The organism is Roseateles aquatilis (assembly GCF_002205645.1).
Lineage (GTDB): Bacteria > Pseudomonadota > Gammaproteobacteria > Burkholderiales > Burkholderiaceae_C > Roseateles > Roseateles aquatilis.
This window is the reverse complement of the sequence record NZ_NIOF01000002.1, coordinates 89,410-104,842: the sequence shown is the minus strand read 5'-3', so window position 1 is coordinate 104,842 and position 15,433 is coordinate 89,410. Positions and strand designations below refer to the sequence as shown.

Here is a 15,433-nt window from a genome sequence, read left to right as displayed (position 1 = left end):
AACAGATGAAGGGAATCTCGCTGCCCTGGATTGGCCGCGATGGCGCAGTCGGCAGTCGAATGTTCAAGAGGGGTGTCGCGTTTCCCAACGCAAGGCATCGACGCATGGTTGACGGCGTCTTCGATCATTTCGGACCGGCACTCGTATTCGTCCCCCACGCTTGCTTCAAACGCGCGAGCAACGACAGCCAAGAACCGCGGTTGCTACTCGTCCAACCGGGTCGGATTTCCCGCCCGAATGACTCGCCCGTTGAACCGCACGTGCCAATCTGGATCGAACACCTTGTAGGGGTGCACATGCATACCGATGGGGACCAGCAAGACGGTGATGGGCAACAAGTTGGGATCGGGTGCGGCCAGCAACTCCACCTCCTGACCAGGCAGCAGATGGACCTCCTCGCCCAACATCTCCAGATACAACGCCATCACTGCATCGGTGTCACTTTTGAAGTGGCCGACCACCACGTAGTTGCTGATGTCTTTCACGGCATTGCCTTGGGAATGCAATCGGAGTGCCCAGGTCGAATCCATAGGGTATTTCCGTCGTGTGCCGCAGGCGTCTACGCGCTCTTTCTACGTGCGGGCTAATGTCCAAACGGCCGCAGTTTCACAATGAGCTCCTCGAAGGTTGGCGCCACGGCATACATATCGCAATTTGGAGAATGCAGATCGATAAATACCACCTCGGAAGCCAACCCACGATCCACCTTCAAACTGGCTTCGACGTCTTGCTCGTCGAGCCTAGGACCTAAATCTTTACTCATAGGTTGCATTTCAGGCCACCGCCCGTAAGTTAGACCGGCTCAAAGTTGAAGTTCGACACCTCGCATTTTGTGGAGTGTCGCAGTTCACAGCTCTTTTACCACATCGGCCACCCGGTGACCTCGTTCCGCGATCTGCTTGACCGTTGCGATCTTGAATTCTTCGGCTACGGATTCTTCTCCGTCATAGCACCTCCTAATGGACCTTAGCTTGAGGCTCAAAGGTGTGTAGGGATCTCGCGTCGATTCATCCCGGACTGAGTTTGGCGGGCATCGGGCTAGGAGTCAGGTCGCGCTGCTCCGGTCGCGAATTGATTCTTCCGCCCTCGACCACAACAACGCGCTGCGCAACGGCAATGGTTTCCAACCGATGCGCCACAATTAGGCGCGTAAGCGGCAAGGCACTCAAGGCGGCGGACAATTCATGCTCGCGCTGAGCGTCAAGATGACTCGTGGCCTCATCAAGCACGAGCACTCGCGGCAACTTGTACAGCGCGCGGGCAAACAATATGCGTTGTTTTTGCCCCCCAGAAAGCCCGGCCCCCATATCCCCGACGAGCGTCTGATATCCCATGGGCATATGCACGATATCCTCGTGAATTTGCACAACTTTGGCGCAATCTTCGATTCTTTCTTGATTGAACTCACCATCGAAGAAGGAGATGTTCTCGCCGACGGACCCGCTCAGCAGCGTATCCTCCTGCATGACTGCACCGATTTGAGCACGATAGTTATTCAAGCCCAAATGCTCAATAGGAATTCCACCATATAGAACCTCTCCTTCCGTTGGCTTCAGTATACCCAAGATAATCTTCAGCAAGGTTGTCTTTCCCGCGCCAGATCTCCCGACGATTGCGACAACCTCTCCTGCCTCAATTCGCAGAGACGCATCACGCAGCAACCACGGATCATTGGGCGAGTAGCGAAAGCAAATATTTCGCAACTCAATTTCCGGCTTTAGATCTCCGAGATCTCGAATACTCTCCAACACCGACTCCGGCGCCTCCAACACAATATCCGTCAGCCGTTCCGAATGCAGACTCAGCATCTTGACCTCGGAAATATAACCGACAAGCGCCGTAACTCTGCCGGTGAACTGCCCCTTGTAGCTCACATAGGCGAGCAGCATCCCTACCGTCAAGCTAGCAGGCGCACTCGGCTCACCCATAATTAGCCTAGCGCCAAACCAAAGGACCAGAAGATTTTCGACACCAAATATGAACGTATTCGCGGTCGAATACAAGATCCCCAGCTTGGCAGTTCTGACATCCCTATTTTGCACATCCACTATCAGATTCTGCCAAATGGAAGTCCTTTGAGACTCACGGCCAAATAGCCTCAATGGCGCGACAGCCCGAAGCGTTTCAAGAAAATGAGAACTCTCTTTCGCTGACATTACTAGTCGCTCCGCTGCGGCCTCTCGAAAGGCAGAGAAAGTCGCAACGCGCACAAGAGTATATGCAGATACCGCCAAGACCGTTATCACGGCCAGAGACGGCGCATATATAACCATCATCGCAAAAGCGCCAATTACCATGATGCCATCAATCAAAGCCTCGATGGCCGCGACGGTTACCACCTTCTGAATAGCTCCTACCGCTGCAAAGCGCGAGGAAATATCCCCCAAGTGCCGCTTCTCGAAAAAATCGACCGGCAGTCTAATCAAATGGGAGAAGACATTACCAGCCCATTGAAGCGACAGTGTTTGCCCAAGAATCATCACCATCCACGACCGGGTAATTCCGACTACTGTCTGGATGATAAGCAATAGCCCAAACCCCAGCAAAAGCACCGTCAACAGATCCCGATTTCCAGAGGTCAGAACATCGTCAACTACGGTTTGATTGATCAACGGGGAGACAATGGCAAACAACTCCAACACCAATGCCACGCATAGTATTTGAGCCAACGACCGCTTGACACCAACAACCTTTCCAGTAAGCGATTTTATAGAAACCCTGCGAGGGGCATCTGCGGGCTTGAATTCGGCAGTCGCCACACATTCAAGGGCCACTCCCGTAAAATCTCTGGACATGTCGGAAAGACTGACCTTTCGTCTTCCCACCGCTGGATCCAGTACCACCGCCGATCGGCCACCTCTATAAACCCGTTCAAGCACTACAAAGTGCTTCATTCCCCAATGCAAGATACAAGGAAGCTTCAGGTCTTTCACTTCCTCCACTTCCAATCGTACAGCACGAGCCGAAATTCCCATGGACGTGGCGTACTGAATCAGCTGTTGTAGCGTCGCACCTTTGACACTGGTCGGAAAACGTCGACGCAAATCAGACAGTGTCAGGTCCTGCCCAAAATGACTGGAAATCATGGCCAGACATGCCAGTCCGCACTCGCTTGCCTGACCTTGAAGTTTAATTTTCACGATTTTTAAGACATGTCAGAAAGCGTCTTCTTTCCATTGAATCATCAGACTTTCGAACGAAACAAGACACGAGCCAGGCAGATAAATCCCAACGCGACCAAGCCAGCTCCAAATCCGATTTCCTCACTTCCGGCGTTCACAATTCCATAACCGAAAATTCCAAGCCCAACTACTGTAACAACAGTCGCCGCGACATAAGTCGTTTGAGGCGCGGGGCCAGATCCCATCAGCCTCCGCAGTACAAGAACAATGCTCAGCATGATCAACATGCCGATGATTCCAAATACAGCACTGGAGAGAATGAACATCATGCTCTGGGTCATTTTCAATCTTTCCTCGAAGCCGGGCACTCCTGCCCGGAATTCAGAATTATTTAAGGGAAATATTCAGCCGCATCTTGTTGAATATTTTGCCTTCCACTACTCCAGAGCTTGCTATATCCGTACTTTGCAGCAAACCCGACCGCTGTCGCCGCCCATACAGGCCCACCTAGACCTATCACGGTTGCACCAACGGCACCACCCACAATAAAGCTACCAAGTTGCTGCGCAGAGTTCGACGAGTACCCGAATGTATTCCCATTGTAATTGACATGAACACTAAAGTCCGTACTACCATTCGTGAGATTATTATAACCAATCGTGATTGAATATCCAGCAGACGAATCCCACACAGACGAGTATCCACTCGAGCCGGAGCCGCCCGAGGAACTCTCCATTTCCCCGCCGCTCACACAGGCGATCTCATCAAACGTTAGATCTCTCATATCATTTCACCAGTATTTAGGATGTTGGATTTCAGATCGGACAATCATTCAATCTATCTCATCAATGCACCTCACTTGCCTTTCATGGATTGGAAAATTGGTGAATGCGCCAGGAGTGGCTCGAGAATCCATTCCCAAATTCTTCGCTCATCCTGCGCCACATCGGCATTCAGCGTCATACCGGGCTTCAACGGCTTGCGCTGGCCGTACGCATCAACATGCTGCTTCTCAAGACTAACCGTGACCCTGTAGAGAGGCTCGTTCACCTGTGCGGCAGAAAGAAGCGCCGAGGCTTGACCAACGGGGAGATCTGCAGCGGCAATTGGGGTTTCACTGACTTTTGCAACCGTGCCTTTTGCCAATCCGAACTTTTGATGTGGATAAGCGCCGTACCTCATCCATACCGTCTGGCCAGTTGATATGAACCCCACAGCCCGGCTGGGTCCGTAGAGTTGAGCCTCGAGAACTTTCTCATCCCGAGAAGTCCCAAGAGTCATTTGCAATATAGCCTGACCAGCTTGGACAGTCGAACCTTGTCCAAAATTCAACGGTCCGACTTTCCCGTCCTTTGGCGCAGCTATTACAATAATAGAGCGAACAGAATTCTCAGCCAGCTCCTGGTCCAGGACAAAAATAGCTCGATTCAATTGAGACAGCGTGGTTCGGGTGTTTGTCTCATTGGCCAGCAAGTCCGCTTCTACCGCCTCGGCATCCCGCTTCAGGGCAACGACACTGCGCTCCGCAGCTCGCTGTCGCAATTGGACATCCAGTAAGTCCTCCTGCTTTTGCTGTAATTGTGCGTCTGAGATAAAGCGCTCGCGCTCCAATTGCGCGGAGCGCTCGTAACTTTTGGCTGAAAGCATCGCCCGTAAGCGAAGAGTATCCAGTTCGGCTTCAGCCTGTCTCTCCTCGGCGGCGAGACTCCTCAGCCGTTCTTTCAGAGCATCCACACGTTGACGGCGTTGCTGCAAGGCGAGGGTGCGTTCGGTTTCGAGTCCGATTCGTCGCTGCTGGATCGCGCGTGCGTTTAGTTCGGCAACATCACCAGCGGAGGTCGTTCGCTCAATGCGAAGCCGCAGGAGCGCCTGTCCTTTTGACACGAGCTCGCCCTCGGAAACATAAACTTTGTCAATGGTCGCCGCCTGCGGCGCGCCAATCACGACAAGGCCACTAGCCGGGATTAATATACCGGGCAGTTTCGCCGTCCTAGTAACTTTTCCAAAATATGCATAGCAACTCAATCCCAGGCCGATCGCCAGGATCCCGCCGGTCAGAACTGAGAAACTGAGAGGGCGATGAATGCGTATTGTGCCTAGCCATTGCGTGCCTGCACTATTTAACGCCTCTGGGCGAAAGAGATTTTTCTGAGTCAATTTATCGATTGAGCCAAGTTGTGAGATTCAGTCTCGCATGGCTCACACAATCGATGAAACCCCTCTTTGGAGGGATAAAATTGCCTCTATATCTTCAGAAAGTTCGCTTGCGTGACAGTAATGTGGCGAACCATGGATTTTATTCCGGCCGTGGCCAGCAAAATTGAGGGGCCACAGATATGCGTTGTGCCGACGGCAATTGAATTGTCGACCGTCTGCCTAGCAACGTATTTCACCTCGCGCGACGACCTGTTCTGTCGAGGCAGATACCACGCCATCCTGAGCAATGAGCGGTTGGCGACCGCTTCGGAGCAGCAGTTCGACCCAGGGGCCCGCCTAAGTTAGGACAGTACGCTCGCCGACTCGCGCCCCGCACCCACACCCAACGGCAGCACGCATAAGCTAACCCCATCCAACGTCAGCACCAGGCCCAGTTGCCCACCCACCTGCATGACGCCGCAGGCGGTTGCGGACTGCGCCGGCGCAACTCCAACCGCCACGGAAGCCCATCCCCCCATCGCACTGATCGGCGGCTGCCGGAGCATCGCCCACAGCGTCTGCGAATCGCGCAATTGCAATGCCTCCAGGTACAGGCGATAGACCTTCTCCTCACTCGAATCCAGATCAGGCCCGGATCCACGCCTTGATTCACCCGCCGCCTGCCGCAGCCGCGCCAGCGCCCGCCGCAACTGCTGCCGACTACCCGCTTCGGACTTCCCGCTGACTCGCGCGATCTCGGCATGCTCGACCTCGAACACCTCGTGCAGCAACACCGCGGCGCCGTCCATCGGCGTCAACCGTGAAGCCAGCAGTCGCAGCGCGTGGGCGACCTCTTCCGCCAAGGCGGCTTCCATTTCCGACGAAGGGGATGCCCGCGTCGCATCGTCGGCACTCGCCTCCGCCAGCCATTCCTGCATCCACTGCCGCCGCCGCAACCGATCGATCGCCAGATTGCGCACCACCGTGAGCAGCCATGCCTGCGCGACATCAAGCTCCCTGGCGTCGGCCTCCAGCGCCCGGACGTAGGCGTCCTGCACGGCGTCCTCGGCCTCCGCCGGGCCCAGCAAACGGGTGGCGGCGCGCACCAGGCGGCGGTGGTCGATGTCGATCAGGAACCGGCTGTGTTCGTCGTGCATCGGCGCAGCTTGCCACAGCCCGATCGCGGGTCTGGTGTCACGCGGACCGCGCCTCGTTCGTCAAGGCAGCAGTTCAACCACGAGGACTCCACCATGGACGCCCCCACCACCGCCACGCCCTCCAGCCCGACGGAACCGCGCACCTCCTACCTGGAGGAGAAAGCCTTCAAGGCGCGCACCTTGCTGATCTTCGGCACCGTCACCGACGTCACGGCCGCCGACGTGGCGCGCCGCCTCATCGCGCTGGACGCCGACAGCGACGCGCCCATCGACGTGCTGGTGAGCTCGCCGGGCGGCCATCTGGAGTCGGGCGACGCCATCCACGACGTCGTGCGTTTCATCACCGCGCCGGTGACCATGATCGGCACCGGCTGGGTCGGCAGCGCCGCCACCCACCTGTTCCTGGCGGCACCCCGCGAGCGACGCTGCTGCCTACCCAACACGCGCTTCCTGATCCACCAGCCCAGTGGTGGCGCCGGCGGACCGGCCAGCGACATCGCCATCCAGGCTCGCGAAATCGTCAAGGCCCGCGAACGCATCGCGCGCACCATCGCGCGGGAAACCGGCAAGCCGCTGGACGCGGTGCTGATCGACATCGAACGGGACCGGTGGCTGTCGGCCGAGGAAGCAGTCGAGTACGGGCTGGTGTCGCGGATCATCGAGCGCAAGGCCGAGCTCCGGGGGACTTGAGCCGATCGACGGAGCGGGGCCAGCTTCGGGCCATCGCTCCGATCGCATGACTTTCCACCAATGGGACCGTGGTGTCGGCATCTCGTCCCGCACCTCGTCAGCCGGGATCGCAGTTCATCCCCGCGCTCGCGCACCGCATCACCTGACCCTCGCCGCGTCCTGAACCGACGTCGACACTGCGGCCGCCGACAACCGATCGATCGACGCGCCGCCGTCGACAACCGGCACCGACACCTCTTCGCGCGCGGCGAGGAGGTCCGAGTCCAACCACCTGAAGACCTTCGAGGGAAGAAATTGAAATCACTTGTCGTGCTCTCGCTTTGCGGAGCCCTCGCGTCACTGCCCCTTTCGGCGACCGCCCAAACCGCGAAGCGCTGCCTGATCGGCGCCTATCAACTGGAGAACGGCCAGACGCTCGACATCGCGCCGTCGCGAGGCGATACCCTGCACTGGACCGCCTTCACGGGCGAGACAGGACGGCTGCGCCCGCAGGCGGACGGCTCGTGGACCAGCACGGTGGGGTGGACCGACAGACCCGCCACCGACACCTTGTCCTCCGCCGACTGCAAGGACGGCGAAAAGAGCGAGATCACCTTCGGCGGGAAGCGCGGTCACCGCCTCGCGTTCGACGTGAGCGAGACCCGCTTCGAGTCGAACGGCATCAAGCTGGTCGGCCGCCTGGTGCTGCCCAAGGGCAAGGGGCCGGTCCCCGTGGTGGTGCTCCTCCACGGCTCGGAGGACGATTCCGCGCGCGACACCAACTCCCTTCAACGCGCACTGCCCGCCGAGGGCATCGGCGTGTTCGTCTACGACAAGCGCGGCACCGGCGCGTCCGGCGGCGCCTACACGCAGGACTTCGACGTGCTGGCCGACGACGCGGTGCTGGCGATGCGGGAGGCCCGCCGCCTGGCGGGGGCACGCGCGGGCCGCGTCGGATATCAGGGCGGCAGCCAGGGAGGCTGGATCGCACCGCTGGCGGCGCAGCGCTCGCCGGTGGACTTCGTCATCGTGGGCTTCGGCCTGACGGTGTCCATGATCGACCAGGACCAGCAGAGCGTCGCACTCGAGATGCGGACCAACGGGCATTCGGCGCAGGACACCGAGAAGGCGTTGGCACTCACGCGCGCCGGTGAACGGGTGATCGAATCGCGCGGCAGGGACGGGTATGAGGCGTTCGATGCGCTGAGGCAGAAGTACAAGTCGGAGCCTTGGTACAAGGACGTGCGCGGCAATTTCCTGCACCTGGTGCTGCCCCTGGACAAGGCGCAGATCGTCGAGGGGCTGAACACGAAGTACAAGTTCGAGACGTCTTTCCGATACGACCCGATGCCGACCCTGCGCGCCTCCACCACGCCGCAGTTGTGGATCCTGGCGGCGGACGATCGGGTCGCGCCAAGCGCCGAATCCGCGGCGAGCATCCGCTCGCTGATTGCCGCGGGCAAACGCTACACGCTGGCCGTCTATCCAGGCGCCGATCACGGCATGACCGAATTTGAGGTCAACCCGGACGGCAGGCGCGTGTCGACGCGATTCCCCAAGGGCTACTTCCAAATGATGCGCGACTTCATCCGGGACGGCCGCGTCGGCGATGCTTACGGGAATGCCGTCATGACCTTGCCCGCTGGCGGCCAGTGATCGTCGAGCGCAGGCGCGAGTTCGGGGGTTTGAGGGCCTCCACCGGTCCTGCCCTTTTGGCTACACTCCGCCGGTCATGCGCCACCGCCTCCTCCATCGCCTGAGCACCACCTTGCTGGTGGTGCTGTCGCTGCTGTTCTCGCAGTTGGCGCTGGCGAATTACGTCTGTCCCCAGGACGACGGCGAGGCGATGACGGCCGCGATGGACGCCGGCATGCCGTGCGACGGCATGGACCAGGACCAGCCGGCGCTTTGCCATCAGCACGCCGCCGATCCCGGCAAGACCTTCGAGGCGGCCAAGCTGCCGGTCGTCTCGCTCCCGATGGTCGTGCACGAACTCGAACTGCCCCAGGCGCTCGACGCCCAGGTGGCCCCGGTCACGCCGGACACCGCCACCGCCCAGGGGCAGCCGCCCCCTGCGCCTCTCTTCCTTTCCACGCTCAGACTCCGAGTCTGATCCGCTCCGTCGACTGACCGGCGCTCGCGCGGCCTTGCCGCCCGCGAGCCGTTCCCTCGTTCGTCCACGGAGTCTTCATGTCCACCCTCGTTCTGCGCGCGGCTGCGATCGCCGCCGCGCTGCTGCCGGCCATCGCGCCGGCCAGCCCCCTGTCCTTCGACCAGGCCCTGCGCCTGGCCGCGCAGCGGTCCGAAGCCGCTCGCGCCGCACTCGCCGCCGCCGCGAGCGCCCATGAGTCCGCCCGCGCCGCCGGCCAACTGCCGGATCCGACGCTGCGCGCGGGCGTCGACAACCTGCCAGCCACCGGCCCGGATCGATTCGCCACGACCCGCGACTCGATGACGATGAAGCGCATCGGCTTCAGCCAGGAATGGCTCTCCGCCGAGAAACGCGCGGCACGCGCGCACGCGGCCCTCGCGGTCGCGGACCGCGACTCGCTGCAGGCCGCCTCCGCCATGGCGGAGGCCCGGCTGCAGGCCGCGCTGGCCTACGTCGATGCCTGGCACGCCGGCCGCGTGCTCGCCTTGGCGACGCAAGCCGAGCATCACCTGCGCGAGGAGCAGGACATCGCCACCGCGCGCCTGGCGACGGCCGGCGCGTCCGGCGCCCCCGCCGGCGCGGAGGCACTGGCGCTGGCTTCCGCGCGGGGCCAGGCCGAGGACGACAGCGCGCAGGCCCGTCAGGACCAGGCCGCCGCCCTGTTGACCCTGCGGCGATGGGTCGGCGTGCCGCCGGACACGCTGCTGGACGCGCCCGCGTTCCCCGCCCCGGCGGCAAGCGAGTACCTGGCGCGCCATCCGATGCTGGCCTTGCTGCGACGGGAGGTCGACATCGCCCGCCGCGGCGTGACGGTCGCCACCAGCGAGCGCACGTCCAACTGGACCTGGGAGGTTTCCTACGGCCAGCGGACGGGGTATGCCGACATGGTCTCGGTCGGCGTCAGCATCCCGCTCCAGATCGCGCCGGGCCGTCGGCAGGATCGGGAGGTCGCGGCCAAGGCCGCGCTCGTGGACAAGTCCGAGGCGGAGCTCGCGGAAGCCACGCGCACCGCGATGGCGGACTTCGACACCCTCGCCAGCGACGCCGATCTCCTGCGCCAACGCATCGATCGATACGCGGCCTCGGTCGTCCAGCCAGCCCGGCAACGGACCGGCGTCGCCCTGGCCGCCTACCGCGCCAACCAGGCCGCGCTGTCCGGCGTCTTCGAGGCACGGCATGCCGAGCTCGAAGCCGAGAGAAAACTGATCGCGCTGCATCGAGCGCTGGATCGCGTCAGCGCTCAGCTGGCGTTCAAGCCCCTGGCTCAAGGAGACGCCCCATGAAGCGCGCCACCACCGTGTCCGTCCTGATCGCCGCCGGAGCGCTGCTCGCGGTCGGCGGCTTCGTCATCGGTCGCTCGTCCGCGCGCGGCGATGGGGAACGCGCGCCGACGCCGTCGGCGCGCGCGTCGTCCGCCGGAGACCGCCAGGTCCTCTATTGGCACGATCCGATGGTGCCGGGACCGCGCTTCGACAAGCCCGGCAAGTCACCGTTCATGGACATGCAACTCGTCCCGGTCTACGCGGGCGATGCCGCCGGTGGCGGCGACGGCGGCGTGCGTATCAGTCCGACGGTGCTGCAGAACCTGGGCGTCCGCGCCGCCAGAGTCCAACGCGCAGAGGTCGGCTCGACCTTCGATGCCGTGGGCACGGTGCAGTTCAACGAACGCCTGAACGTGGATGTCCAGACGCGCGTCGCCGGTTATGTCGAACACCTCGCCGTGCGGGCCGCCATGGAGCGGGTGCGGCAGGGACAGCCTCTGGCCACCGTCTTCGCCCCGGAGTGGCTGGGACCGCAGAACGAGTGGCTGGCGCTCCGGCGCGCGGGCGCGGCGGCGGACCTCGTCACCGCGGCACGCGAGCGCATGCGCGCGCTGTCGATTCCCGATGAGCTCGTTGGTCAAAGTGAGCGAACAGGCACGGCGATGGCCCGCTTTACCTTGCGCGCCCCGATCGACGGCGTCGTGGCCGAGCTGGGCGTGCGCGAAGGCGTCCAGGTCACGCCCGGCGCGACGCTCTTCCGCCTCGCCGGGCTGAACAAGGTGTGGGTGACCGTCGACGTGCCGGAGGCTCAGGCCCCGCGGCTCGAACGCGGCCAGCAGGTGACGGCGGTCCTGAGCGCCGACGCCACGCGGTCGTTCGCGGGCAAGCTGACGGAGATCCTTCCCCAGGTCGACGCGGGCACACGCAGCGTGCGAGCCCGCTTCGAGGTCGACAACAAGGGCGGTGGCCTCATCCCCGGGATGCTGCTGCGCCTGCAGGTGGCCGGTGCGCCGCGCGTGCGCCTGACCCTGCCCACCGAAGCGGTCATCCGCACGGGGGCGCGCACCGTGGTCGTCGTCCGCGGTGGCGAGGGCGGTTTCGCGCAGCGCGAGATCACGCTCGGCATTGAGCTCGGGGATCGGGTCGAGGTGCTCGACGGCTTGCGCGAGGGCGACGAGGTCGTCGTCAGCGGCCAGTTTCTGATCGACTCCGAGGCGCGGCTCAAGTCCGCGCTGGGCGGCGGCGCCACCACGCCTTCCGCCGCGCCGATGACGCCGACCGCGCCGACCACTCCGGCCGGACCGACCGCGGCGTCCGTGCCAGCCTCTCCGGCCATGACGCCGATGTCCACGTCCACCGGATCGACGGGATCGATGGGATCGGGCGGATCGGCTGGATCCATCAGTTCGACAGGATCGGCGGGATCGGCAACGTCGGCCACCCAGGGCCTCTTTCATGCCGAGGGCACGATCGAGCAGATCGACGCGGACAGCGTGACCATCTCCCACGGCCCGGTCCCCGCGCTCCGATGGCCTGCCATGACGATGAGCTTCGGCGCCGGCGACGCGGCCGCGCGCCGCGGCTTGAAGGTCGGTGACCGCATCCGCTTCGAGTTCAGGCAAAGCGGCGAGTCGGACTGGGCGCTGGTCTCCACGCGCAAGACGGGAGACGCTCGATGATCGCCGCCCTCATTCGCTGGTCCATCACCCACCGCTTCCTGGTGCTGATCGCCACGGCCTGCCTCGTGGCCGCCGGCCTGTGGTCGGCCGCCCGCACGCCGGTGGATGCCCTGCCCGATCTGAGCGACGTGCAGGTGATCGTGCGCACGACCTGGCCGGGCAAGCCGCCCCAGGTCGTCGAGGACCTCGTCACCTACCCGTTGACGACCACCCTGCTCAGCGTGCCGGGTGCGAAGACGGTCCGGGGCTACTCCTTCTTCGGCGACTCGTTCGTGTACGTCCTCTTCGACGACAGGACCGATCCCTACTGGGCGCGCTCGCGGGTGGTCGAATCGCTGAACCAGGTGCAGGGGCGATTGCCCGCGGGCGCCACGGCCGCGCTGGGGCCTGACGCCACCGGGGTCGGCTGGGTCTACGAGTACGCGCTGGTGGACCGGACCGGCACCGCCGACATCGGCCAGCTGCGCGCCCTCAACGACTGGTTCCTGAAGTTCGAGCTCAAGACCGTGCCCGACGTTGCCGAGGTGGCCAGCATCGGCGGCATGGTCCGCCAGTACCAGGTGGTGCTGGACGCCGACCGCCTGCGCGCGCTCGGCATCCCGCAGGCCGTGGTCGTCGACGCGCTGCGGCAGGCCAACCAGTCCGCGGGCGGCTCGGTGGTGGAGATGGCGGAGGCGGAATACATGGTGCGCTCGCGTGGCTTCCTGCAATCGCTGGACGACTTCCGCAACACCCCGTTGGCGTTGAGCGGCACGACGCCGGTGCTCTTGCGCGACGTGGCGACGGTCCAGATCGGCCCGGAGATGCGACGCGGCATCGCGGAGCTGGACGGACAGGGCGAGGTCGTCGGCGGCGTGGTCGTGATGCGCTCGGGCAAGAACGCGCGCCAGGTGATCGACGCCGTCAAGGCCAGGCTCGCGTTGCTCAAGCCGGGCCTGCCCCAGGGCGTCGAGGTGGTCGAGACCTACGACCGCTCGCGGCTGATCGACCGCGCCGTCGATCACCTGCGCGAGAAGCTGATCGAGGAGTTCATCGTCGTCGCGGTTGTCTGCGCCGTCTTCCTGTTTCATCTGCGCTCGGCCCTGGTGGCGGTGGTAACGCTGCCGGTGGGCGTGCTGACGGCCTTCATCGTGATGCACTGGCAAGGCGTCAGCGCCAACATCCTGTCCCTGGGCGGCGTGGCGATCGCGCTGGGCGCCATGGTCGACGCCTCGGTCGTGCTGGTCGAGGCGGCGCACAAGCACCTGGAGCATTTCGAGGCGCGGCAGGGCCGGGAGCCGACGCTCGCCGAGCGATGGACGCTGATCGCCGCGGCGGCGACCGAGGTCGGACCCGCGCTGTTCTTCTCCCTGCTGGTGATCACCTTGTCCTTCCTGCCCGTGTTCGCGCTCGAGGCCCAGGAAGGCCGGCTGTTCTCGCCGCTGGCCTTCACGAAGACCTACTCGATGGCGGCGGCGGCGGGCCTGTCGGTGACGCTGGTCCCCGTGCTGATGGGGCTGTTCATCCGGGGACGGATTCCGAAGGAGACGGCCAACCCGATCAACCGCGCGCTGATTGCGGTCTATCGGCCGGCGCTCGACGCGGTGCTGCGCTTTCCCAAGACGACCCTGCTGCTGGCGCTGCTGGTCCTGGGTTTGAGCCTCGTCCCGCTGCATCGTCTGGGCGGCGAGTTCATGCCGCCGCTGGACGAAGGCGACCTGCTCTACATGCCCTCCGCCCTGCCCGGCCTCTCCGCGTCCAAGGCCGCCGAGCTGCTGCAGCAGACGGACCGCCTGATCAAGACCGTGCCCGAGGTCGAGCGCGTGTTCGGCAAGGCCGGGCGCGCGGACACCGCCACCGATCCGGCGCCGCTGGAGATGTTCGAGACCATCATCCAGTTCAAGCCCCGCGAGCAGTGGCGGGCCGGCATGACGCCGGACAGGCTCGTCGAGGAGCTGGACCGCGTCGTGAAGGTGCCGGGCTTGTCCAACGTGTGGGTGCCGCCGATCCGCAACCGCATCGACATGCTGGCCACCGGCATCAAGAGTCCCGTCGGCATCAAGGTGTCCGGCGGCGACCTGGCGACGATCGACCGGCTCGCCGCCCGCATCGAGTCCACGGTGCGCGGCGTGCCGGGCGTCGCCTCGGCGCTCGCCGAGCGCCTGACGGGCGGCCGCTACCTCGACGTGGACGTGGACCGCGTCGCCGCGGCGCGCTTCGGCCTGTCGGTCGCCGACGTCCAGGCGGTCGTCTCGACGGCCGTGGGCGGAGAGAACGTCGGCGAGGTGATCCAGGGCCGGGAGCGCTTTCCGCTGAATGTGCGTTACCCGCGCGAGGTCCGCGACTCGCTGGAGCGCCTGCGCGCCCTGCCCTTCGTGACGGCCAGGGGCGCGACGGTGCTGCTGGGGGACGTCGCGCGCATCACCGTGCAGGACGGGCCGCCGATGATCCGCAGCGAAAACGCCCGGCTGTCCGGATGGATCTATGTCGATGTGCGCGACAGGGACCTGCGCTCCGTGGTGCTCGACATGCAGGCGGCCGTCGACCGGGAGGTCGCGTTGCCCGCGGGGTATGCCGTGGCCTGGTCCGGCCAGTACGAGTACCTGGAGCGGGCCACGCAGCGCCTGAAGCTGGTCGTGCCGGTGACGCTGGCGATCATCTTCGTGCTGCTCTATCTGCTGTTCCGGGACACGCGGGACGCCGCGATCGTGATGGCGGCGGTGCCGTTCTCGCTGGTGGGCGGCTTCTGGCTGATCTGGTGGCTGGGCCACGCCATCTCCGTCGCGACGGTGGTGGGTTTCATCGCGCTGGCCGGCGTGGCGGCGGAGTTCGGCGTGGTCATGCTGGTGTACCTGCAGAACGCCTGGCGGCAGCGCCTCGCGGCCGGCGAGCCGGACACCGAGGCCACGTTGCTGGCGGCGATCCGCGAAGGCGCGGTGATGCGCGTCAGGCCCAAGGCGATGACCGTGGCCGTCGTGATGGCGGGGCTGCTGCCCATCCTGCTGGGGCGCGGCACCGGGTCGGAGGTCATGACGCGCATCGCCGCGCCGATGGTCGGCGGCATGGTCACCGCGCCGCTGCTGAGCATGCTGGTGATCCCCGCGGCCTGGTACCTGATCCATCGTCGGCGCCTGCAGCCCACGGGCAGCGCCCGCGCGATGGCCGCGCACTCACCGCCGCTCGATGCCGCGCCATGACAGCCGCCTCGCGCCCGCCCGCATCTGGCGGCGCCGCGACGCCCGGTGACCTTCGACCCCGGGCCGAGGCGCTGGCTACC

General features: G+C 64.0%; 11 protein-coding genes. 6 read left to right on the top strand and 5 right to left on the bottom strand.

The annotated features are described in order from the left end of the window. Nucleotides 1-203: 203 nt before the first annotated feature. The 5 genes from CDN99_RS05900 to CDN99_RS05885 all read right to left on the bottom strand — a co-directional run bounded on the left by CDN99_RS05900 (nt 204) and on the right by CDN99_RS05885 (nt 6,415). Nucleotides 204-530 carry a hypothetical protein gene (locus CDN99_RS05900; RefSeq protein WP_141100661.1) on the bottom strand — a complete coding sequence of 109 codons (327 nt, stop codon included), beginning with the start codon at nt 528-530 and terminating at the stop codon, nt 204-206. Between the two features lie 477 nt (nt 531-1,007). Next, nucleotides 1,008-3,140 carry a peptidase domain-containing ABC transporter gene (locus CDN99_RS05895; protein ID WP_238139396.1) on the bottom strand — a complete coding sequence of 711 codons (2,133 nt, stop codon included), beginning with the start codon at nt 3,138-3,140 and terminating at the stop codon, nt 1,008-1,010. 44 nt (nt 3,141-3,184) lie between these two features. After that, the gene (locus CDN99_RS28105; RefSeq protein WP_141100660.1) at nt 3,185-3,463 is read right to left on the bottom strand and encodes a hypothetical protein; all 279 of its coding nucleotides are present in this window, start codon (nt 3,461-3,463) and stop codon (nt 3,185-3,187) included. A 514-nt stretch (nt 3,464-3,977) separates the two neighbouring features. Beyond that, the gene (locus CDN99_RS28100; protein WP_141100659.1) at nt 3,978-5,279 is read right to left on the bottom strand and encodes an HlyD family secretion protein; all 1,302 of its coding nucleotides are present in this window, start codon (nt 5,277-5,279) and stop codon (nt 3,978-3,980) included. 341 nt (nt 5,280-5,620) lie between these two features. Further along, nucleotides 5,621-6,415: a sigma-70 family RNA polymerase sigma factor gene (locus tag CDN99_RS05885; protein WP_088383607.1), complete on the bottom strand. Its 795-nt coding sequence runs from the start codon at nt 6,413-6,415 to the stop codon at nt 5,621-5,623. Nucleotides 6,416-6,508: 93 nt separating this feature from the next. Here CDN99_RS05885 and CDN99_RS05880 point away from each other — a divergent pair, with 93 nt between their 5' ends. The 6 genes from CDN99_RS05880 (at nt 6,509) to CDN99_RS05855 (ending at nt 15,353) form a co-directional block, all read left to right on the top strand. Further along, on the top strand, nt 6,509-7,105 hold the full coding sequence (locus CDN99_RS05880; RefSeq protein ID WP_088383605.1) for an ATP-dependent Clp protease proteolytic subunit: 597 nt from the start codon (nt 6,509-6,511) through the stop codon (nt 7,103-7,105). 294 nt (nt 7,106-7,399) lie between these two features. Beyond that, nucleotides 7,400-8,740, top strand: coding sequence for an alpha/beta hydrolase family protein (locus tag CDN99_RS05875; protein ID WP_158218766.1), 1,341 nt, complete (start codon nt 7,400-7,402; stop codon nt 8,738-8,740). A gap of 76 nt (nt 8,741-8,816) precedes the next feature. Continuing rightward, the gene (locus tag CDN99_RS05870; protein WP_088383601.1) at nt 8,817-9,197 is read left to right on the top strand and encodes a hypothetical protein; all 381 of its coding nucleotides are present in this window, start codon (nt 8,817-8,819) and stop codon (nt 9,195-9,197) included. Between the two features lie 77 nt (nt 9,198-9,274). Then, nucleotides 9,275-10,519 (top strand): TolC family protein, encoded by a 1,245-nt coding sequence (locus CDN99_RS05865; RefSeq protein WP_088383600.1) that lies wholly within the window; start codon nt 9,275-9,277, stop codon nt 10,517-10,519. Continuing rightward, nucleotides 10,516-12,177 carry an efflux RND transporter periplasmic adaptor subunit gene (locus CDN99_RS05860; RefSeq protein ID WP_088383598.1) on the top strand — a complete coding sequence of 554 codons (1,662 nt, stop codon included), beginning with the start codon at nt 10,516-10,518 and terminating at the stop codon, nt 12,175-12,177. Before CDN99_RS05865 ends, CDN99_RS05860 begins: the two co-directional genes overlap by 4 nt. Beyond that, nucleotides 12,174-15,353, top strand: a complete 3,180-nt coding sequence (locus tag CDN99_RS05855; protein ID WP_088383596.1) for an efflux RND transporter permease subunit — start codon at nt 12,174-12,176, stop codon at nt 15,351-15,353. Before CDN99_RS05860 ends, CDN99_RS05855 begins: the two co-directional genes overlap by 4 nt. Nucleotides 15,354-15,433: the final 80 nt, after the last annotated feature.

Bases quoted from the DNA above. Each gene is read 5' to 3' on its own strand.
- CDN99_RS05900 (WP_141100661.1), bottom strand. From the start codon at position 530: ATGGATTCGACCTGGGCACTCCGATTGCATTCCCAAGGCAATGCCGTG.
- CDN99_RS28105 (WP_141100660.1), bottom strand. From the start codon at position 3,463: ATGACCCAGAGCATGATGTTCATTCTCTCCAGTGCTGTATTTGGAATC.
- CDN99_RS05885 (WP_088383607.1), bottom strand. From the start codon at position 6,415: ATGCACGACGAACACAGCCGGTTCCTGATCGACATCGACCACCGCCGC.
- CDN99_RS05880 (WP_088383605.1), top strand. From the start codon at position 6,509: ATGGACGCCCCCACCACCGCCACGCCCTCCAGCCCGACGGAACCGCGC.
- CDN99_RS05870 (WP_088383601.1), top strand. From the start codon at position 8,817: ATGCGCCACCGCCTCCTCCATCGCCTGAGCACCACCTTGCTGGTGGTG.
- CDN99_RS05865 (WP_088383600.1), top strand. From the start codon at position 9,275: ATGTCCACCCTCGTTCTGCGCGCGGCTGCGATCGCCGCCGCGCTGCTG.
- CDN99_RS05860 (WP_088383598.1), top strand. From the start codon at position 10,516: ATGAAGCGCGCCACCACCGTGTCCGTCCTGATCGCCGCCGGAGCGCTG.
- CDN99_RS05855 (WP_088383596.1), top strand. From the start codon at position 12,174: ATGATCGCCGCCCTCATTCGCTGGTCCATCACCCACCGCTTCCTGGTG.